General features: G+C 69.5%; 24 protein-coding genes. 5 read left to right on the forward strand and 19 right to left on the reverse strand.

Going from position 1 to position 20,085, the window contains the following annotated elements:
- Positions 1-291 precede the first annotated feature (291 nt).
- Positions 292-1,485, forward strand: coding sequence for a TerD family protein (locus tag CP978_RS09200; protein ID WP_150478379.1), 1,194 nt, complete (start codon positions 292-294; stop codon positions 1,483-1,485).
- 93 nt (positions 1,486-1,578) lie between these two features.
- On the opposite strand, the gene CP978_RS09205 is transcribed toward CP978_RS09200, so the two are convergent.
- The 3 genes from CP978_RS09205 to CP978_RS09215 all read right to left on the reverse strand — a co-directional run bounded on the left by CP978_RS09205 (position 1,579) and on the right by CP978_RS09215 (position 4,673).
- Positions 1,579-3,006 carry a hypothetical protein gene (locus CP978_RS09205; protein ID WP_043439279.1) on the reverse strand — a complete coding sequence of 476 codons (1,428 nt, stop codon included), beginning with the start codon at positions 3,004-3,006 and terminating at the stop codon, positions 1,579-1,581.
- A 173-nt stretch (positions 3,007-3,179) separates the two neighbouring features.
- The gene (locus CP978_RS09210; RefSeq protein WP_043439282.1) at positions 3,180-3,923 is read right to left on the reverse strand and encodes an SRPBCC family protein; all 744 of its coding nucleotides are present in this window, start codon (positions 3,921-3,923) and stop codon (positions 3,180-3,182) included.
- A 30-nt stretch (positions 3,924-3,953) separates the two neighbouring features.
- Positions 3,954-4,673 (reverse strand): ArsR/SmtB family transcription factor, encoded by a 720-nt coding sequence (locus tag CP978_RS09215; RefSeq protein WP_079162066.1) that lies wholly within the window; start codon positions 4,671-4,673, stop codon positions 3,954-3,956.
- A gap of 210 nt (positions 4,674-4,883) precedes the next feature.
- Between CP978_RS09215 and CP978_RS09220 the strand changes: the two genes are divergently transcribed.
- A complete protein-coding gene (locus CP978_RS09220; RefSeq protein ID WP_043439285.1) occupies positions 4,884-5,243 on the forward strand; it encodes a DUF6204 family protein in 360 nt (119 codons plus the stop codon).
- 28 nt (positions 5,244-5,271) lie between these two features.
- Here CP978_RS09220 and lipB read toward each other — a convergent pair whose 3' ends face one another.
- Positions 5,272-5,907: a lipoyl(octanoyl) transferase LipB gene (gene lipB, locus CP978_RS09225; RefSeq protein WP_043439286.1), complete on the reverse strand. Its 636-nt coding sequence runs from the start codon at positions 5,905-5,907 to the stop codon at positions 5,272-5,274.
- A 76-nt stretch (positions 5,908-5,983) separates the two neighbouring features.
- On the opposite strand from lipB, the gene dapA reads away from it, so the two are divergent.
- The 3 genes from dapA (at position 5,984) to CP978_RS09240 (ending at position 8,015) form a co-directional block, all read left to right on the forward strand.
- On the forward strand, positions 5,984-6,889 hold the full coding sequence (gene dapA / locus CP978_RS09230) for a 4-hydroxy-tetrahydrodipicolinate synthase (RefSeq protein ID WP_043439287.1): 906 nt from the start codon (positions 5,984-5,986) through the stop codon (positions 6,887-6,889).
- 113 nt (positions 6,890-7,002) lie between these two features.
- Positions 7,003-7,425 carry a DUF6086 family protein gene (locus tag CP978_RS09235; RefSeq protein WP_043439289.1) on the forward strand — a complete coding sequence of 141 codons (423 nt, stop codon included), beginning with the start codon at positions 7,003-7,005 and terminating at the stop codon, positions 7,423-7,425.
- A gap of 98 nt (positions 7,426-7,523) precedes the next feature.
- Positions 7,524-8,015 carry an HNH endonuclease gene (locus CP978_RS09240; protein WP_227745344.1) on the forward strand — a complete coding sequence of 164 codons (492 nt, stop codon included), beginning with the start codon at positions 7,524-7,526 and terminating at the stop codon, positions 8,013-8,015.
- 238 nt (positions 8,016-8,253) lie between these two features.
- Here CP978_RS09240 and CP978_RS09245 read toward each other — a convergent pair whose 3' ends face one another.
- The 15 genes from CP978_RS09245 to CP978_RS09315 all read right to left on the reverse strand — a co-directional run bounded on the left by CP978_RS09245 (position 8,254) and on the right by CP978_RS09315 (position 20,014).
- Positions 8,254-8,607 carry a hypothetical protein gene (locus tag CP978_RS09245; protein ID WP_052454065.1) on the reverse strand — a complete coding sequence of 118 codons (354 nt, stop codon included), beginning with the start codon at positions 8,605-8,607 and terminating at the stop codon, positions 8,254-8,256.
- Positions 8,608-9,054: 447 nt separating this feature from the next.
- The gene (locus CP978_RS09250; protein WP_052454066.1) at positions 9,055-9,429 is read right to left on the reverse strand and encodes a hypothetical protein; all 375 of its coding nucleotides are present in this window, start codon (positions 9,427-9,429) and stop codon (positions 9,055-9,057) included.
- 77 nt (positions 9,430-9,506) lie between these two features.
- Positions 9,507-10,685: a helix-turn-helix transcriptional regulator gene (locus tag CP978_RS09255; RefSeq protein ID WP_043439294.1), complete on the reverse strand. Its 1,179-nt coding sequence runs from the start codon at positions 10,683-10,685 to the stop codon at positions 9,507-9,509.
- A gap of 90 nt (positions 10,686-10,775) precedes the next feature.
- Positions 10,776-11,231 carry a hypothetical protein gene (locus tag CP978_RS09260; RefSeq protein ID WP_043439296.1) on the reverse strand — a complete coding sequence of 152 codons (456 nt, stop codon included), beginning with the start codon at positions 11,229-11,231 and terminating at the stop codon, positions 10,776-10,778.
- A gap of 100 nt (positions 11,232-11,331) precedes the next feature.
- Positions 11,332-12,321 carry a 2,3,4,5-tetrahydropyridine-2,6-dicarboxylate N-succinyltransferase gene (gene dapD, locus CP978_RS09265; protein WP_043439298.1) on the reverse strand — a complete coding sequence of 330 codons (990 nt, stop codon included), beginning with the start codon at positions 12,319-12,321 and terminating at the stop codon, positions 11,332-11,334.
- A 55-nt stretch (positions 12,322-12,376) separates the two neighbouring features.
- Entirely contained in the window at positions 12,377-12,928 is a 552-nt protein-coding gene (locus CP978_RS09270) for a TetR/AcrR family transcriptional regulator (protein ID WP_043439301.1), read from the reverse strand.
- Positions 12,928-13,248, reverse strand: coding sequence for a DMT family transporter (locus tag CP978_RS09275; protein ID WP_043448316.1), 321 nt, complete (start codon positions 13,246-13,248; stop codon positions 12,928-12,930). Before CP978_RS09275 ends, CP978_RS09270 begins: the two co-directional genes overlap by 1 nt.
- 135 nt (positions 13,249-13,383) lie before the next feature.
- Entirely contained in the window at positions 13,384-13,719 is a 336-nt protein-coding gene (locus tag CP978_RS09280) for a metal-sulfur cluster assembly factor (protein WP_043439302.1), read from the reverse strand.
- A complete protein-coding gene (gene sufU / locus CP978_RS09285) occupies positions 13,716-14,183 on the reverse strand; it encodes a Fe-S cluster assembly sulfur transfer protein SufU (protein ID WP_043439303.1) in 468 nt (155 codons plus the stop codon). Before sufU ends, CP978_RS09280 begins: the two co-directional genes overlap by 4 nt.
- 16 nt (positions 14,184-14,199) lie before the next feature.
- Positions 14,200-15,456, reverse strand: coding sequence for a cysteine desulfurase (locus CP978_RS09290; RefSeq protein WP_043439304.1), 1,257 nt, complete (start codon positions 15,454-15,456; stop codon positions 14,200-14,202).
- Entirely contained in the window at positions 15,453-16,217 is a 765-nt protein-coding gene (sufC, locus tag CP978_RS09295) for a Fe-S cluster assembly ATPase SufC (RefSeq protein ID WP_043439306.1), read from the reverse strand. The genes CP978_RS09290 and sufC overlap by 4 nt, the downstream gene beginning before the upstream one ends.
- 7 nt (positions 16,218-16,224) lie before the next feature.
- The gene (locus tag CP978_RS09300; RefSeq protein WP_150478175.1) at positions 16,225-16,545 is read right to left on the reverse strand and encodes a bifunctional 3-phenylpropionate/cinnamic acid dioxygenase ferredoxin subunit; all 321 of its coding nucleotides are present in this window, start codon (positions 16,543-16,545) and stop codon (positions 16,225-16,227) included.
- Positions 16,542-17,726 (reverse strand): Fe-S cluster assembly protein SufD, encoded by a 1,185-nt coding sequence (gene sufD, locus CP978_RS09305; RefSeq protein WP_150478176.1) that lies wholly within the window; start codon positions 17,724-17,726, stop codon positions 16,542-16,544. The genes CP978_RS09300 and sufD overlap by 4 nt, the downstream gene beginning before the upstream one ends.
- 87 nt (positions 17,727-17,813) lie before the next feature.
- Entirely contained in the window at positions 17,814-19,235 is a 1,422-nt protein-coding gene (gene sufB, locus CP978_RS09310; protein ID WP_043439308.1) for a Fe-S cluster assembly protein SufB, read from the reverse strand.
- Entirely contained in the window at positions 19,232-20,014 is a 783-nt protein-coding gene (locus CP978_RS09315) for a helix-turn-helix transcriptional regulator (RefSeq protein ID WP_043439309.1), read from the reverse strand. Before CP978_RS09315 ends, sufB begins: the two co-directional genes overlap by 4 nt.
- Between the last annotated feature and the right edge of the window lie 71 nt (positions 20,015-20,085).

Here is a 20,085-nt window from a genome sequence, read left to right on the forward strand (position 1 = left end):
ACCAGAAACCCGGAACCCCATCTCCCGTATGAGCCAGGCCTCCAGGAGCCCCCCACCTCCTGGAGGGCCAGGGAAGCGGAGCACCTCCCCGTAGAGAACCCGGACGCGGGCCCTCATCTCCGCCTCCCCCTACGGGCCCCGGACGCGGGGCCCCACCTCGCCCGGCCCGCGGATCGGAACCCCCCACCTCGTCCGGTCCGCGGGCCGGGACTCGTTTCACCCGTCCAGGCCACACGACCCCGAGTAAGGGAACGGTAAAGCGGCTCTGCTCGTTGATCGGGCATGACAGTTATGACCCCCGGCTCGAACATCCCCCTGGGAGCCACCCGTGTGACGGTCGACGTCGCCGCCCCGGTGCGACTGGACGTCTCGGCCCTGCTGCTCACCGCCGACGGCAAGGTGCGCTCCGACGAGGACTTCATCTTCTACAACCAGCCCTCGGGCCCGGGCGTCACCTATCGTTCCGGCGGCGGCACCAGCCCCGACTCCATCACAGTCGACACCGCGCTGCTGCCCCCGGGCATCGAGAAGATCGTCGTCACGGCGAGCCCGGACGCCGCGGGCCAGACCTTCCAGGGGATCGAGCCGACCGCCACCCTCCGCGACGCGGCCGACAGCAGGGCCCTGGCCACCTTCACGCCCCCACAGCTCGGCACCGAGACGGCCCTGGTGATCGTGGAGGTCTATCTCCGGGGCGGGGTGTGGAAGGCACGCGCCGTCGGCCAGGGCTATGCGAACGGACTGGCGGGCATCGCCACCGACTTCGGCGTCACGGTGGAGGAACCGGCCGCCCCGGCCCAGCCCGTCGCCGCGCCCCCGCCCCCGGCGCAGCCGCCGGCCATGCCCGTCGGTGCTCCCCCGATGCCGGCCGCGCCCCCGGCCCCGCCCGTCCCGGCCCCCGGCGCCGGGAAGGTCAACCTCGACAAGGGCCGGGTCAGCCTCCGGAAGAACGAGACCGTGTCCCTGGTCAAGGCCGGCCGTCCACTGCTCTCCCGGATCAAGATGGGCCTCGGCTGGGAGCCCGCGTACCGCGGCGCGGACATCGACCTGGACGCGTCCGTGATCGTCTACGGCCCGCAGCGCAATCACATCGACAGCTGCTTCTTCGGCCAGCTGAGCATTCTGAACGGCGCGATCAAGCACTCCGGCGACAACCTCACGGGCGAGGGCGGAGGCGACGACGAGGTCATCGTGGTCGACCTCGGCCGGCTGCCGCAGGAGGTCACCGGTCTGGTCTTCACCGTGAACTCCTACTCCGGGCAGAAGTTCACCGAGGTCGCCAAGGCGTACTGCCGTCTGGTGGACGCCACGACCGACCAGGAGCTGGTCCGCTTCGACCTCACCAACGCCAAGCCGCAGACGGGGGTGATGATGGCCAAGCTGGTCCGGCAGTTCTCCGGGGAGTGGGACATGACCGCGATGGGCGACTTCGTCCAGGCCCGCACGGTACGGAACATGGTCGAACCGGCGGCACAGGCTCTGTAGGAGCGGACGCCGTACGGAGCCCGCGGGCGCCCGATCGGGTCGCCCGCGGGCCCACCCCTTCCCGGGGCGGCGGCCCAGTTCCCTCGCCGGGGCTCAACCGCCTTGCTGGGAGCGCGCCTTGAACGCCGCCTTCCGGGCCTCCTTGGCCACCTTCTTGTCCGGGTGCAGTCGTCCCATCGCCTCCAGGACCTCCGGGGTGGCCGGGTGGTCCACCCGCCAGGCGGTGGCGAAGAACCCGCTGTGCTGTGCCGCCAGCCCCTCCACCAGGGCCCGCAGCTCCGCCGAATTGCCCTCGGCCGACAGCTGGGCCGCCACCGTGTCGATGGTCAGCCAGAAGACCATCGACTCGGGCGGTGCGGGCACATCGGCCGCCCCGTGCTCGGTGAGCCAGACGCGTGCCAGCCCGCCCAGTTCCGCGTCGTCCAGCACCTCCCGCAGGGCAGATTCGGCCTCCGCGCCGACCAGGGTCAGGGCCTGCTGACAGCTCAGCCGGCGCAGCGGGGCACCGGCGTCCGTACCCCGCGCCGCGGCGAGCAGTTCCCTGGCCGCCGCGAGCGGCTCCCGGCCGGCCAGCCACAGCTCGGTCTCCGCCTGCGCCGCCCCCGGCGGGAACACGGAGGTGCCGTCGAGCAGGACGTCCGCGCCCTTGTCCGTCAGCTCCCCCACCACCGGCGCCGTCATCCCGGCCTCCAGCAGCCGCATGCGCATTCCGTACCGGCCGAGCGGGGTGAGCCGCACCATCCCGTAGCGGCTGATGTCCGACTCGTCGACGGGCGCCGGGGGCTCCTCACCGGGTTCGGCCATCAGGGCCTCGTCGACCGGCTGGAAGTCGATGAGCCCGATCGGCTCCAGGATCCGAAACTGGTCGTCGAGCCGCATCACGGCGTCCGAGACCTCTTCCAGCACCGCGTTGCTGGGGTTGCCCATGCCGTCGGGCACGATCATCGAGGCGGCGAGGGCGGGCAGCGGCACCTGGCCCTCGCCGCGTCCCTCGTCGTCGGCCGACACCAGATAGAGATTGCCGAGCACTCCGTCGAGGAAGTCGGCCTCGGCCTCCGGATCCCAGTCGAGGGAGGAGAAGTCGATCTCGCCGCCTTCCTCCATGGCGTCGACGAGGTCGTCGAGGTCCGGCACGCTCGCATCGGCGATCAGGGCCTCCAGCGCCTCCAGCCAGACGCCGAGCACCTCCTGCGGGCTTCCGGAGGTGAGCTGCGCGAGGGCGGCGCCGGGGGTCACGGTGTCCTGCTCCTCGTCGACGATCTCGACAAGACCGGCGTCGACGGCGATCCGCCATGCCTCGCCGGCGCAGGCGACGGCGTCCTCACCGGTCAGCTCCAGGAGTTCGGCCGCGGCGGGCAGTTGCTCCTCGACCAGTTCGCCACCGGCGCCGACGCGGGTGTCCGGGCCGGCCCAGCGGGCGAGCCGTGCGGCGCGGGAGAGCAGCGGCGTGGCGAGCGCGTCCCGCGCGAGCTCCGCTTCGGAGCGGAGCCGAACCGGCGGCAAGGGGGAGCTGTCTGACATCGGCTGGATCTCCTTGGACGTACGTGGCGGCCGGGAGGACGCCCCGAAACACACGCTTCAGCCTAGACGGGTTTCCGCCCATGCCGCCCGGTTCCGCTCCCCGACCGGCTCCGGACATGGCCGAAACCTTGACGCCGCCCTCCGGAACCCGCCCTCCCGGGGGACGGGGTCCGTCAAGGACGCGTGTACACCTCGTCCAGCCAGCCCCGCCAGGCGGCCTCGTCGGCTCCCGCGTCGGCGCCGGGGGCGAAGTCATGGACGCTGATGCCGACCGGGGCGCCCCAGCGGTTGCGGCCGAAGAAGCGGATGAGGGCGTCGTCGGTGCGCAGCCCGATGAAGTACGGGGTGCGGTAGTCGACCACGGCCTCGAAGGGTCCCGCCGCCTCGGGGCCCGTGACCTCCACGACCGCGCCCGCCCCGGTGTCGTCGCCGAGGCCGAGCGCGCGCCCCACGGCGGTGAAGGCGTCGGCGGCCCTGGACGCCTCGGGCCCGTCGAACGTCGAGAAGGCGACGGGGCGGGGCGCGAAGTGGGTCAGATACTGGCGCAGGGTGTGCAGATAGAAGTCGGTGTGCCGGCCGGCTCCGTCGTACTGGTTGTCCCAGTCGTCGGTGAAGATGCCGCTGTGGACGTACCGCACCCAGGCGCGGCGTCCGCCTTCGCGCGGCTCGACGGTGAAGTCGAGCGCGTTGAGGGTCTGCCCGGAGACCCCCTCGGCGTCCGCGACACGGTTGCCGTAGCGGTGCGGCGGGTCCCAGGCGGTGACCCTGGACCCGAAGGGGCCCCGGCCGCCCACGTGCGGTTCGGGGGCCTCCATCGGCCACAGCCATCCGCCGGAGCCGTCGACGACCGCGTCCCACACCTGCTCGGGCGTGGCATCGACCTCGAACTCACGGGCGATCTCGAATTCCTTGGACATGGGGGCTCCTGTGCGTCGGGGAGGGGGCGGTCAGTCGGCGAGTCCGGCGTCCGGACGCGCCTCGGTCGCGGCGGACTGCGCGGGGCGCGCAGACTCGGGGGACTGCGCGGGCTGGACGGATTCGGCGGACTGGACGGACTGGGAGGACTGGGCGACCTGGGGTTCGACCGTCTCGACCGTGGGATGAACGGCCAGGACGATCCGGTGGTCACGCCCGCCCTCGGCGTCCGGGGTGTCGTACTTGCGGATCAGGGCGCTCACTCCGGCCGTCAGCTCATGGACGAACGCGGCACGGTCGGCGGCGGAGGCGAAGCGCACCTGGCCGTCGAGCGCATAGGTCGCCAGTCGCTTACGGGCCTTCGTCGCGCCGGTGATCAGCGAACCGACGTCCCGCACCAGGCGGGCACCGAGGGCGAGCAGCCAGCGCGCGGAGACCTGGTCGCGGAAGCGGTCCGGGTCGGGTTGCACGGAGGCGAGCGCCAGCGGGCTGATCACATAGGAGGCCGCGGTGGCCCGCATCAGCCGCTCGGTGACATTGCCCTTGCGGCGCTCACCGGCCAGCTCGACCAGGCCGTGCCGCTCCAGCGCCTTCAGGTGATAGTTCACCTTCTGCCGGGGCAGCCCGACCTTGACGGCCAGCATGGCGGCCGACGCGGGCCCCGCCGCCAACTCGGCGAGCAGCCGCGCCCTGGTCGGATCCAGGGAGACGGCCGCGGCCTCCGGATCCTCGATCACGGTGACATCCAACATGCCCCCACCCTCCCACCGAAAACTTTTCTTGTCCAGACAGCCCCAGTCGTCGGTGACCCATCCGGTGCGACGAAAAACCCACAATGCGCAGCGTGAAATGGCCCCAGCGTCACCATCACCGTCATGGGCGCGCCGGCCCTCGCCCTCACCGTCGCCGTTGCCGTCGGAAACCCGGTGGAGTCCGCCGATCCCACTGGCTAGGTTCGCGGGATGAGCACTCGCACCTTCCGCATCACCGTCCGCGGCGTCTTCGACGGACTCAGCAGCGACCAACGGGCCGAACTCCTGGCTCGAGCCGCGGAACACGACGTCCTGCGGGCGGCCTTCACCCCCGAGGGGCACCTCAGCTACGACGTGGCGGCGCGCCCCGCCTTCACCTTCCGCTTCCTGGACTCCGGGGAGGAAGAGGAGGACATCCTGGAGGCGTCCGAACGCGCCGAGGAGGCGGCGAAGGCCTGGCTGACCGAGCGCGGCCTGGGCTACAAGAACCTGAGGTCCCAGGCCGAGGACCTCTCCCAGGCACCGCTCGGCAAACGGCAGCGGCGCGCCGCGGCCCAGAAACCCGCCTGATCCCGCGGCCGCACCCCCACCCGGGCGCTCACCGCGCCCCGAGCGCCTCCGCCACCGCGTCCCTGGCCTCCGCCTCGGTCGGGGCCGGACGGCCCTGCGCGGCCGCCATCGCGGCGAGCGAGGTCATCGGCACATCGGGCAGGCCGCACGCCGTGAACTTGGTGAACTCCTCCAGATCCGAGGTGACATTGAGGGCGAAGCCATGACTGGTGACCCCGCCCCGGATCCGCATCCCGATCGACACCAGCTTCTCCCCGGCGGGCGTCCAGACCCCGACCAGCGACTGCCCGCCTGGCGGGGTCTCCCGGCGCACGACCTGGAACCCGAGCACCGCGCAGGCCTCGATCAGGCCGTTCTCCAGCCAGCGGACGATATCGGCGGGGCCGCGTTCCCGCAGATTGAGGACGAGATAACCGATGAGCTGACCCGGGCCGTGATAGGTCGCCTGCCCGCCGCGGTCCACCGCCACCAGCGGGATCGGCGAGTCCACCGGCAGCTCGGCGGGCGGGGTGCGGGAGCCGTAGGTGATGACGGGCGGGTGACCGAGCAGGACGAGCCGATCCCCGATCTCCCCGGCGCGCCGCCGCGCCACCCAGTCGCCCATCTCCCGTATCGCGTCCTGGTAGGGAACCTCACCGAGGTCGATCCGCTCGATATCAGCCATTACCTAAGCATCCCTAATCAATATCCCGTAGAAAAATTAACTGGAGCTTCACAATCGCTGTGCTGAGACTACTCCCATGACGACACCAGCCCTCCCCACCCCACCCTTCGGCCGCGCCCTGTGCGCGATGGTCACGCCCTTCACCGAGGAGGGTGCGCTCGACCTCGACGGGGCGCAGCGGCTCGCCGGCCGTCTCGTGGACGAGGGCTGCGACGGGCTGGTGCTCTCCGGCACCACCGGCGAGTCGCCGACCACCACCGACGCCGAGAAGGCCGCGCTGGTACGGGCGGTGCGGGAGGCGGTGGGCACCCGCGCCTCGCTGGTGGCAGGCGTGGGCACCGCGGACACCCGGCACACCGTGGAACTCTCCCTGGCGGCCGAGAAGGCGGGAGCGGACGGGCTGCTGGTGGTCACCCCGTACTACAGCCGGCCCCCGCAGGACGCGGTCCAGGCCCACTTCCGGGAGATCGCCGACGCCAGTGGGCTGCCACTGATGCTGTACGACATCCCGGGCCGCACCGGCACCCGCATCGAGCCCGAGACGATGATCCGCCTCGCCGAGCACCCCCGGATCACGGCGGTCAAGGACTGCGCCTACGACCTCCTCGGCACCCAGAAGGTGCTGGCCCGCACCGAGTTGGCGTACTACACGGGCTGCGACGAGCAGGTGCTCCCGCTGTACGCCCTCGGCGGGACCGGCTATGTGAGCACCGTCGCCAACGTGGCCCCGCGTCAGTTCCGCGCCGTCCTGGACGCGTTCGACACCGGCGTCACGAGGGAAGCCGCCCGCCTCCAGCGACGCCTCCTCCCCCTGATAGAGCTGATGATGGCCGCCGGCCTACCGGGCACGGTCACCGCCAAGTCCCTGCTCACCCACCTCGACCTACCGTCCGGCCCGGTCCGCCCACCCCTGCGCCCCGCGCCCCCGCAAACGACCGAAGCCCTGCTGACCGCGTACAAGGAACTGATCGACGGACCCTGAGCACGCCTGGCCGACGTCATGTGTCACGGGCGCCCGGACAGGACGTAACAGCGACGACAGCGGTGACCCCGCTGGATACTCCTGCCTGTAATGACCAGCCGAAAGGTGCCGTGATGAGCCAGTACTTCGATAGCGGCGACGAGACCCTGTGGAACCCGTCCAACGGAGCTTCCCGTCTGTTCCGGCGCCAAGTGGCGGTCTTCGAAGCAGAGCTGGAACTCTCATCGGGCATCGGACCGATGGAGAACGACGAATGCCAGATCGACCCGGACACCTTCGAGGTCTTCGTCAACGCTCTGCTGGCACAACGCCGGAGAACGAGCCATGCCATATTGCTCGCACTCTCCGAAGGGTTCACCGCTACCGTGCTGGCTCTCGCAGAGCGCGCCGGGATCACGGTGGACTGGGCCCAGCTCGAATCAGCCCCTGACGGCGCACCCGAAGCCACAGGTATGTCCGCTCCGACCGAAGGGCGTGCCCGGGGTACGGGCCTGCGCGAGAGGGCACGGGAACTCGAGCGGCACATGGCTCGCTGACCAGAACACCGCACGACAACAGGGGCAAAAGGAAGTGCGTGCCAAAGCTCGGGAGCGGGCAAGAGCGTTGCCCAGCAGCGCGTAGCAAGGAGGCACAGATGAGCAACGCGGACCTGCCCACACCGCGGCGCAGCGAAGCCAAGCGCGCCCAGGATCGGCGCCGTCGTGAGCGCATGCGGAGCAATGGGAGCAGCGAGCGCTACACGGCGGAGGAGATCGGTGAACGGGACGGCTGGCTCTGCGGCCTGTGCCAGGATCCGGTGGCCCGGACCTACCGGCATCCGGACCCTCGGTCACCGAGCATCGATCACATCCGCACCATCGTGGCCGGCGGCACTGACACGCGCGACAATGTGCGTCTCACACACTGGGGCTGCAACCATGAACGCAACGACAACACCCCGCTGAGAACCACCGAAGAAGCCGAAGAGCGGCGCGCTGTCCTCCTCCGGATCCCCACTCTCCGGGCCTACGCAGCAAGCCTCACGGCAGAGGATATGGTCCGCAGCTCTCAGGCTTTCCACTCACCCGAGAGGTATCAGGCCAAGTTGGCGCATCGAGTGGAACGCTACAAGCGCGAAAAACGCTGACCGCGTACGCATCCACGACGGAGTCGCGTGCCCCAGCCGTGCCAGATGCAGGGGGTCGGCCACGGTCAACAAGGGCTGCTGACGGGCCCAGTCCTGCCCGCTACCTCGGCCGGTGAAGCCTCAGGCCACCTGTACTACCGGACCAGCCCCTCTCCTAAAGCGGTTGTCCGGCGCACTCATCGAGTCCACACCAGAGCTGGACGACGAGCCCGCACGCGGAATCCTAACGGCGCGCGGGTCAGGCGTCCCGGTCGTCCTCCGGTCCGAGGGGACGAAGGGCTGATTGGTAATCGCCGGTGGCGACGAGGTCGTCGATCACCCGGACCATGGCGGGGATGCCGGGGTCGCGAACAATGAGACCGTCCCAGTAATAGAAGTAACTGCCGTTCAAGCACTCGCCGGTGTTCTTCCCTCGGTCCATCAGCTGACGCACCAGATCCAGGGTCATCACCGTCCCGGACCACCGGTTGCCGTCGGCGAAGATCACCCACATGTCGACGTCGCACACCTCGTCGAGATCTTCGCCTCCGCCCGGTACAAAAAGGATCTCGTATCCCTCGCGCTTCACTCGATAGAACGGTCCGTCCCACATGGCTCCTCCACGAAGTTGCCGCGCATCGACGGCTGGCTGAATCGACTGGCGCGCAAGCTACCGTCGCGAACCGCGTCAGGCCAGTCAGGATGGAAGCAGGACAGCCCCCGACGACGAGTGCGCGAGCACCGCAGCCGTCGCGCCCACATACAGCCGGACCGAACCGTCGAAGCAGCAGGAGTACCTCCGCGCGACCTCATGGGCTGAGGGACACGTCCGGTCTCGGAACCGGACCACCGGTACGGGCCGTGGAAGGGCCACGATGACGCATCGACGAGTGATCCAAGCACGCTGCGTGTACCGGCTCGAGAGGTCACGTCAGATGGTCAGGGGTACGGGATGGTCAGAGGTTGGCCACGATGTACGCAGCGGCCGGAGTGAACCCGGTCGAGCCCGAGACCATGAGGACGAGCAGGGCGCCATAGCAGGGCTTCGGGCGCGCCGAGGTCATACAGCGGGCCCGGGACCCATCAGCTCCGTGACGTCTTCGTCCCCGTCCGGTTCGATGACGCCCAGCCGGAGACCGCGCGACTCCGTGACGCGCAGTGTGGTCGCGAGGCACTCGGCAAGGCGGGCCGCGATGAACCGAAGCTCTTGGGGCCCGAGACGCTCTCTCTCCAGGAGGCCGCTTGAGTGGGCCAGGACCTCCCGCGAGTCGCGGACCTGCTCGGCCTCCACGGCGTCTGCAAGGCGGGAGAGGAAGCCGCCCCCGCTTCTCGGGGACAGGTAGCACGGCTTGCCGTTCTCGCCGATCCACGGGAGGAGCCTCCCCTGCGGAGAGGGGAACGTCGCGCCATCATTTCTCTCGTCGTCGATAGCCATGCTGCAACGCTAGGAGCTGCGTTGACGCTGAGTCGATGGCACTTTGACGCATGGCGAAGGCGAAGTGTCACAGGGTGTCACACGGGCAGATGCACCAGGTCGGCAAGCTCCCGCATCTCCGGCGTGAGCGTGCGACGCCTGCTCACGATGCGGACGAGGATGTCGCGGGCGTAGCGCTGGTTCGGGAGCCACTGCGGGGAGCCGGCGCGGATCTTGTTGAAGGTGTCGACGGCTTCCGCGTACTGCCGTAGCTGCGTCTGTGCGTCGGCGACATCGAGTAGATGCCGGTTCCGGTTGTTCGAGGTCGGCTTCAGGCTGTCCGCAGGGATTTTGGCAGCCAGGGAGAGCACCTCGTCGGGGCGGCCGGCCACCATCGCGTTCTCCGTGCGCTTCAACGCCACGGTGACGGGCCCGAAAGTGCGGAGGAAGTCGCCCTCGGGAGTGCACTCCTCCCCCAGGGCCACAGCAGCCGACCGGGCGAGCCGCAGGGCGTCTCCGGCCTCGCCGGGGCGGTTGTCCCGGATCGCTGCCGCCGACACGCGGAGCAGGAGCCAGCCCCAGGCGCTCAGTTCGGTGGGAGTGGCTCGGGACATGCGGGGCTCGACCTCGTCAGCCCACTCGACGGCCAGCGCGCGGGCCTCGGCCAGCCTTCCGCGGCGCAGCAGTAGCCAGCACTGGACGCTGACGGTGGCGGCGCCCTGTACGCGATCGACCGCGTCGTCCAGGGCCCGTTCCAAGGCCAGATCCGCTGCGTCGAACTGGCGCGTCTGAGTCATCAGCCAGCCAGTCAGCTCCAACAGCCGTGCGCGGAGCGGCCGACCGCGCGGGTCGGTCTCGGTCAGTACCTCGGCGTCACGCAGGAGGGGTGGGAGAACGGCGACGAGTTCGACGAAGCGGTCGCGGGCGAACAGGGGCACGGCCGCCTCGAGCGCGTCCCGTACGCCGTCGTAGGTGGGTTCCTCCGAGAGCCCGTCAAGATCTGGGGGAGCCGCCAGAGCCGCGTGAACGGGCGCCCAGCGGTGCACCGTCTCCTCGTCGGCCGCGGCCTCCGCGTGCTCGGTGATGAGCCGGGTTGTGGGCACCTTCAACACGTTCGCGAGCCGACGCGCGGTCTCCAAGCGCGTGTCATCTCGCTCACCCTGCTCCAGCTTGCGGATGAGAGAGAGGGAGACACCCGAGAGCTCCGACAACTCGCGCTGGCTCAGGCCCCGACGCTTACGGACCTCCCGGAGCCGTTCACCGAAGTTGGCGCTCATGATTCGAGGGTACGGCGTACGGGAGGGCCGGATCAGGGAACGCCGAGAACGCCCGCCGCCGGGGTCGGCCAGGTGATCCGAGAGAAACCTCTAGTCCCAGGAGTTGAACAGCACTCCGCCCAGCGTGGTGGCCTCCCAGATACGGACCTCTCGCCATTCCGCATCTGTCAGCACCGTGGTGTCGACGTCACCGAGGGGCGTGTTCAGCTGTTCGAGGCTCAGCACGGTGAAGCCGGACTCGGTGAAGGGTCGCGACCACGCCGGGGGATCGCGGAACTCGTGGACATGGCGGAAGCGAGGGTCGCCGACATAGGCGACCAGCGGCAGATACGCGTGGCACAAGGCGCGGTACAGGCCGCCACGATCGGCGACCGGGGCAGTGTGATACGTCCGCGGATACCGCTGTTCGGTCCACTCGCTGACCCGGCCACCGGCTACGCGAGCGGACGCATGCCAGGCAGCGCGGAGCGCGCGTGTGTCCGTTCGGGGAAGCGGTCCGTCCCGGGGGTCGTAGAAGCCGGTGGCGCCTCGCTCAAGTGCAAACACCGCTTGCCTCCGTGCCGCGGGACCGCCCCCGCCGGTGATGCGCGAGCGCCCTCCCGGCGGCGGCGCGGGGCCGGCCGTGGGAGGGCGCTCGACGGCGGGGTCAGTTGTGGGTGTGCAGGATTTCGTTCAGGCCGCCCCAGACCGCGTTGTTGGGGCGGGCCTCGACGGCGCCGGTGATGGAGTTGCGGCGGAAGAGGATGTTGGAGGCGCCGGAGAGTTCGCGGGCCTTGACGATCTGGCCGTCGGGCATGGTGATCCGGGTGCCGGCGGTGATGTACAGGCCGGCCTCGACCACACACTCGTCGCCGAGCGCGATGCCCACGCCCGCCTCGGCGCCGATCAGGCAGCGCTCGCCGAGGGAGATGATGACATTGCCGCCGCCGGAGAGCGTGCCCATCGTGGAGGCGCCGCCGCCGATGTCCGAGCCGTCGCCGACCACGACGCCCGCGGAGACCCGGCCCTCGATCATGGAGGTGCCGAGGGTGCCGGCGTTGAAGTTCACAAAGCCCTCGTGCATCACGGTGGTGCCCTCGGCGAGGTGGGCGCCCAGCCGGACCCGGTCGGCGTCGGCGATGCGGACGCCCTTGGGCACCACATAGTCCGTCATGCGGGGGAACTTGTCGATGGAGGTCACCTGGAGGTGCAGGCCCTCCGCGCGGGCGTTGAGACGGACCGCCTCGATGTCGTCGACGGCGACCGGGCCGAGCGAGGTCCAGGCGACATTGGCGAGGAAGCCGAACATGCCGTCCAGGCTCTGGCCGTGCGGCTTGACCAGCCGGTGCGAGAGCAGGTGCAGACGGAGATAGACGTCATGCGCGTCGATCGGCTTCTCGTCGAGCGAGGAGATGACCGTGCGGACCGCGACCACCTCGACGCCCCGGCGGGGGTCCGGGCCGATCGCCTTCGCGGCGCCCTCCCCGAGCAGCTCCACGGCGCGCTCCGGGGACAGCCGCTCGGTGCCGGACGGGCCGGGCTCGGCGGCCCGCTCGGGCGCGGGGAACCAGGTGTCGAGGACGGTGCCGTCGGCGGCGATCGTGGCGAGTCCGGCGGCCACGGCACCGGTGGTGCGAGAAGCAGTCGTGTCGGTCATGAGGGAAACCTAACCTGGCGGGGGGCGCCCGGGCGAACCGGCAGGGGGGGGCGTCTCAGGTGCCGGGCGCACCCCCGGTCGGCGGGATCACCCGGGCCAGGACCTCCCGCGCATAGCGCTCGTCGTACGCCGTGCCGGTGAGCAGCACCTGGAGACAGATGCCGTCCATCAGGGCCAGCAGGGCCCGCGCGGTCAGCGGGTCCGTGCGCCGGGCCAGCCGCTCGGCGGTCTCCTCGGTCCACTCGGCGGCGACGGGGCGCAGGGCGGGGCGGCGCAGGGCCGCGAGATAGAGCTCGTACTCCAGCTCGACGCCGGTGCGTTCGCCGCCGAGCCACTCCCCCAGGGCCCGGGCGAGGTCCGTGGCCAGATCGCCCTCGGGCCGGTCGTGCGCGGCGAGCACCGTGTCAAAGCCCTCGTTGGACTGGCGCAGCGCGGCGACCAGCAGCTCGTCGAGGGTCGTGAAGTGGTACGTGGTGGAGCCGAGCGGCACATCGGCCTCGGCGGCCACCGAGCGATGACTCAGCCCGGCGATGCCCTTCCGCCTCACGACCCGGATCGCCGCGTCGATGATCCGCTGCCGTCGCTCGGGGTCATGGCGCCGGGACATCAGTGCGCACCTCCCAGGTTCAGCACCACCACCCCGCCGACGATCAGCACGATCCCGGCGAGCTTCGCCAGCCCCAGCCCTTCCCCGAAGAGCACCAGTCCGATCGCGGCGATGGCCGCGGTGCCCACCCCGGACCAGATCGCGTAGGCCGTGCCCACGGACAGGGTCTTCAGGGTCTGGGCGAGCAGCACGAAGGAGACCGCATAGCCGAGCAGGGTCAGCAGCGAGGGCCAGAACCTGCTGAGGCCTTCGCTGTACTTCATGGCGGTGGTGGCGGCGACTTCGGAGGCGATGGCCCCGGCGAGGAAGGCGTATCCCATGTGTACGAGTGTACGCATCGATGTGTACGGGCGTACACAGGCGGCGGTCGTACCGGGGAACGGAAACACACCGGCTCATGGCGAACGGCGACGCCCGAGGAGCGTCGCCGTTCGCCATGAGCCGGGGAGGGGACCTCAGACGTTGAAGCCCAGTGCCCTCAGCTGCTCCCGGCCGTCGTCCGTGATCTTGTCGGGGCCCCACGGCGGCATCCAGACCCAGTTGATCCGCAGTTCGCCGACCAGCCCGTCCGTGGCGGACTTGGCCTGGTCCTCGATGACGTCCGTCAGCGGGCAGGCCGCGGAGGTCAGGGTCATGTCGACGGTGGCGATGCTCGCCGTCTCGTCGATGTGGATGCCGTAGATCAGGCCGAGGTTGACGACGTCGATGCCCAACTCGGGGTCGACGACGTCCATCAGGGCCTCGCGGATCTCCTCCTCCGAGACCGGCTTCATCTCCACGGTGTCGCTCATGCCGTCTTCCTTTCGGCGTCGGCTCCGCCCAGCGCCTGGGCCGTCGCGTCCTTCCACGCCATCCAGCTCAGGAGGGCGCACTTCACCCGCGCCGGGTACTTGGAGACCCCGGCGAACGCGACCGCGTCCTCCAGGATCTCCTCCATCGCGTCATCGGGCTCGATCCGGCCCTTGGACTGCATCAGCTCCAGAAAGGTCTCCTGGATCTTCTGCGCCTCGGCCAGTTCCCTGCCGACCAGGAGATCGTTCAGCACGGAGGCCGAGGCCTGGCTGATGGAGCAGCCCTGGCCCTCGTACGAGACGTCCTTGATCGTCGTACCGTCGTACTTCACACGCAGCGTGATCTCGTCGCCGCAGGTCGGATTGACGTGGTGCACCTCGGCGTCGCCGTCCCTCAGACCACGCCCGTGCGGGTGCTTGTAGTGGTCCAGGATGACGTCCTGGTACATCGAATCCAGCTTCACAGCTCCCGTACGCCTCTCAGCCGAAGAAGTTCCGTACGTGCTCCAGCCCCTGGACCAGTGCATCGATCTCGGCCGGCGTGGAGTACAGATAGAACGACGCTCGCGTGGTCGCAGGAATTCCGTAGCGCAGGCAGACGGGGCGGGCGCAGTGGTGGCCGACCCGGACCGCGATGCCCTGCTCGTCGAGGACCTGGCCCACATCGTGCGGGTGGATGTCGCCGAGCGTGAAGGAGATCGCCGCGCCCCGGTCCTCGGCCGTGGTCGGGCCGATGATCCTGAGGTCGGGGACCTCCGCCAGCCGCTGGACCGCGTACTCGGTCAGCGCGTGCTCATGGGCGAGGATCTTGTCCATGCCGATCGCGCTCAGATAGTCGATCGCCGCGCCGAGACCGACCGCCTGGGCGACCGGCGGGGTGCCCGCCTCGAACTTGTGGGGGGCGGGAGCGTAGGTCGAGGAGTGCATCGACACCGTCTCGATCATCTCGCCGCCGCCCAGGAACGGAGGCAGGTCCTCCAGCAGCTCCTGGCGGCCCCACAGGACGCCGATGCCGGTCGGGCCGCACATCTTGTGGCCGGTGAAGGCCACGAAGTCGGCCTGGAGCGCCTGGACGTCCAGCGGCATGTGCGGAGCGGCCTGCGAGGCGTCGATGCACACCAGCGCGCCGACCTGCTGCGCGCGGCGGACTATCGCCTCGACCGGGTTGACCGTGCCCAGGATGTTGGACACCAGCACAAAGGAGACGATCTTCGTCTTCTCCGTGATGATCTCGTCGATGTTCGACAGGTCGAGCCGGCCGTCGTCGGTGAGGCCGAACCACTTCAGCTTCGCGCCCGTGCGCTGCGACAGCAGCTGCCACGGCACGATGTTGGAGTGGTGCTCCATCTCCGTGATGACGATCTCGGTGTCCTGGTCGACCCGGTAGGGGTCGTCGGCCCAGCCCAGCATGTTCGCCACGAGGTTGAGCGACTCCGAGGCGTTCTTGGTGAAGATCACCTCGTCGCGGCTCGGCGCGTTGATGAACTCGGCGACCTTGTCGCGCGCGCCCTCGTACAGCGCCGTGGCCTCCTCGGCGAGCACATGCACTCCGCGATGGACATTGGCGTTGTAGCGCTCGTAGTACTCGCCCAGGACGTCCAGCACCTGGCGCGGCTTCTGCGAGGTCGCCGCGTTGTCCAGGTACACCAGCTTCCTGTCGTCGTGGACCAGCCGGTCCAGGATCGGGAAGTCCTTGCGGATCGCCTCGGTGTCGAGAAGGCCCGGCAGCTGTGTCACGCGGATGCGCCACCCTTCACATATGCCTCGTAGCCCTCTTCCTCCAGCTTGTCCGCGAGCTCGGGGCCGCCGGACTCGACGATGCGGCCACCGGCGAACACATGGACCTGATCGGGCTTGATGTAGCGCAGAATGCGCGTGTAGTGCGTGATCAGCAGAGTGCCGACCTCACCGGTCTCGCGGACGCGGTTGACGCCCTCGGACACGACGCGGAGCGCGTCGACGTCCAGTCCGGAGTCCGTCTCGTCGAGGATCGCGATCTTCGGCTTGAGCAGCTCCAGCTGGAGGATCTCGTGGCGCTTCTTCTCACCGCCGGAGAAGCCCTCGTTCACATTGCGCTCGGCGAAGGCCGGGTCCATGGCAAGACGCTCCATGGTCTCCTTGACCTCCTTCACCCAGGTGCGCAGCTTGGGCGCCTCGCCGCGGACGGCGGTGGCGGAGGTGCGCAGGAAGTTGGAGACCGAGACGCCGGGGACCTCGACCGGGTACTGCATGGCCAGGAACAGGCCCGCGCGGGCGCGCTCGTCGACGGACATCGCGAGGACGTCCTCGCCGTCCAGCAGCACGGTGCCGCCGGTGATCGTGTACTTGGGGTGACCCGCGAGCGAGTAGGCGAGAGTCGACTTGCCGGAGCCGTTGGGGCCCATGATGGCGTGCGTCTCGCCCTGCTTCACGGTGAGGTCGACGCCCTTGAGGATCTCCTTCGTGGCGTTGTCGGCCTCGACGGTGACGTGCAGGTCTCGGATTTCAAGCGTTGCCATGGGTGCCTCAGGACTCCTGGGTGACGGAGACGAGAACGTCGTCCCCTTCGATCTTTACGGGATATACGGGGACGGGGCGCGTCGCGGGGAGGCCGGACGGCTTACCGGTGCGGAGGTCGAAGCTGGAGCCGTGCAGCCAGCACTCGATCTGGCAGTCCTCCACCTCGCCCTCGGAGAGCGAGACGTTCGCATGCGAACAGATGTCGTAGATCGCGAACACCTCGCCCTCGGTCTTGACGACCGAGATCGGCGTGCCGTCGAGTTCCACCCGCTTCGGGGTGCCTTCCGCCAGCTCGCTCAGTCCGCAGACGCGTTCGAAGGTGGTCATCCGACCGACGCCTCCAGCTCCTCCTCGATCTTGGCGATCAGGCGCTCCTCGATGTCCTCGACGCCGATCTGCTGGACCAGCTCGGCGAAGAAGCCGCGGACCACCAGACGGCGGGCATCCTGCTCCGGGATGCCGCGGGCCATCAGATAGAAGAGCTGCTCGTCGTCGAAGCGGCCGGTGGCGGAGGCGTGGCCGGCGCCGACGATCTCCCCGGTCTCGATCTCCAGGTTCGGGACCGAGTCGACCCGCGCGCCGTCCGTGAGGACCAGGTTGCGGTTCATCTCGTAGGTGTCGGTGCCTTCGGCCTTGGCCTCGATGAGGACGTCGCCGATCCACACGGCGTGCGCGTCGTCGCCCTGGAGCGCGCCCTTGTAGACGACGTTCGACTTGCAGTGCGGGGCGTTGTGGTCGACGAAGAGCCGGTGCTCCTGGTGCTGGCCCTGGTCGGTGAAGTAGAGCCCGAACAGCTCGGCCTCGCCGCCGGTGCCCGCGTAGGTCACGCGCGGGTGCAGGCGTACGACATCGCCGCCGAAGGTCACGACGACGGACTTGAAGGAGGCGTCGCGGCCCACCAGCGCGTTGTGCTGGGCGATGTGCACCGCCTTGTCGTCCCAGTCCTGGACGGAGACCACGGTCAGCTTGGCGCCGTCGCCGAGGAGATAGTCGACGTTGGCGGCGAGCACCGCGTCACCGGTGTGGTCGAGGACGACGACGGCCTCGGCGAAGGCACCGAGCTCGATCACCTGGTGGCCGAAGGCGACACCGCCCTCGCCCTGCACGGCGATACGGATCGGCTCGGTGAGCACCGTCTCCTTGGGGACGGTGACCACGCCGGCCTGCTCGAACGCCGAGTACGCCTGCGCGACGACGCGGTCCACCGGGGTGCCCGCCCTGCCGAGCCGGGCGTCGTCGCGGCCGACGGTCTCGACGGTGACACCCTCGGGGGCCTCGACGGTGACCTTCACGCCCTCGCCGTCCGCGACGGCGGTGCCGTCGTGCAGACCGCGGAGCCGCTCCAGCGGGGTGAACCGCCACTCCTCCTCACGGCCGTGCGGGACCGGGAAGTCGGCCACGTCGAAGGACGGCGGCGCGCTCATGCGCGTGGCGACGGTCGACTCGGCGGCCACCGCGATCTGGCCTGCGGTGGTGGAGCCCACCGGGATGATAGGGGCCTCAGCCATGGCTGGTCTTGTGCTCTCTTCCTACGTCGGTTGGTGATCCTCGGCCCGCCCCGTTCGGGCGGGCCGGCGCTGCTCGTAGGGGGTCGGTCAGCCGACCGCGCCTTCCATCTGCAGCTCGATCAGCCGGTTGAGCTCCAGCGCGTACTCCATCGGCAGCTCCTTGGCGATCGGCTCGACGAAACCGCGCACGATCATCGCCATCGCCTCGAACTCGGAGAGACCGCGGCTCATCAGGTAGAAGAGCTGGTCCTCGGAGACCTTGGAGACGGTCGCCTCGTGGCCCATGGACACGTCGTCCTCGCGGACGTCCACATAGGGGTAGGTGTCCGAGCGGGAGATGGTGTCGACGAGCAGCGCGTCACAGAGCACGTTGGACTTGGAGCCCGCCGCGCCCTCGCCGATCTCGACCAGGCCGCGGTACGAGGTACGGCCGCCGCCGCGCGCCACCGACTTGGAGACGATGTTGGACGAGGTGTTGGGCGCCATGTGGACCATCTTGGAACCGGCGTCCTGGTGCTGGCCCTCGCCCGCGAAGGCGATGGAGAGGGTCTCGCCCTTGGCGTGCTCGCCCATCAGGTAGACCGCCGGGTACTTCATCGTCACCTTGGAGCCGATGTTGCCGTCGATCCACTCCATGGTCGCGCCCTCGTAGGCGACGGCGCGCTTGGTGACCAGGTTGTAGACGTTGTTCGACCAGTTCTGGATGGTCGTGTAACGGCAGCGGGCGTTCTTCTTGACGATGATCTCGACGACCGCGGAGTGCAGCGAGTCCGACTTGTAGATCGGAGCCGTGCAGCCCTCGACGTAGTGCACATAGGCGCCCTCGTCGACGATGATCAGGGTCCGCTCGAACTGGCCCATGTTCTCCGTGTTGATACGGAAGTAGGCCTGGAGCGGAATCTCCACATGCACGCCCGGCGGCACATAGATGAAGGAGCCGCCCGACCACACGGCCGTGTTCAGGGAGGCGAACTTGTTGTCACCGGCGGGGATGACGGTGCCGAAGTACTCCTTGAAGAGCTCCGGGTGCTCCTTGAGGGCCGTGTCGGTGTCGAGGAAGATGACACCCTGCTCCTCCAGGTCCTCGCGGATCTGGTGGTAGACGACCTCGGACTCGTACTGGGCCGCGACACCGGCGACGAGGCGCTGCTTCTCCGCCTCCGGGATGCCGAGCTTGTCGTACGTGTTCTTGATGTCCTCGGGCAGGTCCTCCCAGGACTCCGCCTGCTTCTCCGTGGAGCGCACGAAGTACTTGATGTTGTCGAAGTCGATGCCCGACAGGTCCGAGCCCCAGTTCGGCATGGGCTTCTTCTCGAAGAGCTTCAGGCCCTTGAGACGCAGCTTGGTCATCCACTCCGGCTCGGTCTTCTTCGCCGAGATGTCACGGACGACGTCCTCGTTCAGACCGCGCTTCGCCGCGGCACCGGCCTCGTCGGAGTCGGCCCAGCCGTATTCGTAGTTGCCCAGGCCCTCGAGTTCGGGGTGGGCAGTCTCCGTGGGGAGAGTCATGCGGGGTTCCTCCCGGCCTTGCTGGCAGATGCGTTGTGGGTGGTCGCGGATGCGTGGTGGGTGGTCCCGGAGACCTTTGAGGGGCCCGGCGCCTTGGGGATGAACGTCGTACAGACGCCGTCGCCGTGCGCGATCGTCGCCAGCCGCTGGACATGCGTGCCGAGCAGCTCGGAGAAGACCTCCGTCTCGACCTCGCACAGCTGCGGGAACTGCTCCGCGACATGGGCGACCGGGCAGTGGTGCTGGCAGAGCTGCTCGCCGACCGGTGCGCTGCGCGCCGTAGCAGCGTACCCGTCGACGCTCAGGGCCTTGGCCAGCGCTTCGGTCCGCTGGTCGGGGTCGGCGGCCTCGATGGCCGCACGGTAGGCGGCGGCCTGCTCGGCCAGCCGGGCACGCACGAAGGCCATCAGGGCCTCGTCGCCGCCGCACCGCTCCTGGATCCAGCGCAGGGCGTCCGCGGCGAGCTGGTCGTACGACTGGTCGAAGGCGTCCCGGCCGCAGTCGGTGAGCGCGAAGGCCTTGGCGGGCCGGCCACGCGTACGCGTTCCGTACACGCGCTGCTCGCGCGCCTCCACGACACCGTCGGCCACCAGGGCGTCCAGATGGCGCCGTACGGCCGCCTGGGTGAGCCCCAGCCTCCCGGCGAGCTCCGCGACGGTCGAGGGGCCGTGGTCCAGGATGGACCGCGCGACCCGGTTGCGCGTCGAGCGCTCTCCGGTCGCGAACTCCTCCTGAGGGGTCCCCGTGGGGGCCTCACGAGCCTCGCCGACGTTTTTCACAACGCCATTGTTGCGTAATTCCTCGGAGCCTGACAAGCGACGCCCGGACGGGGCGACGGTGCGCTGCATCA

The organism is Streptomyces nodosus, assembly GCF_008704995.1.
GTDB lineage: Bacteria > Actinomycetota > Actinomycetes > Streptomycetales > Streptomycetaceae > Streptomyces > Streptomyces nodosus.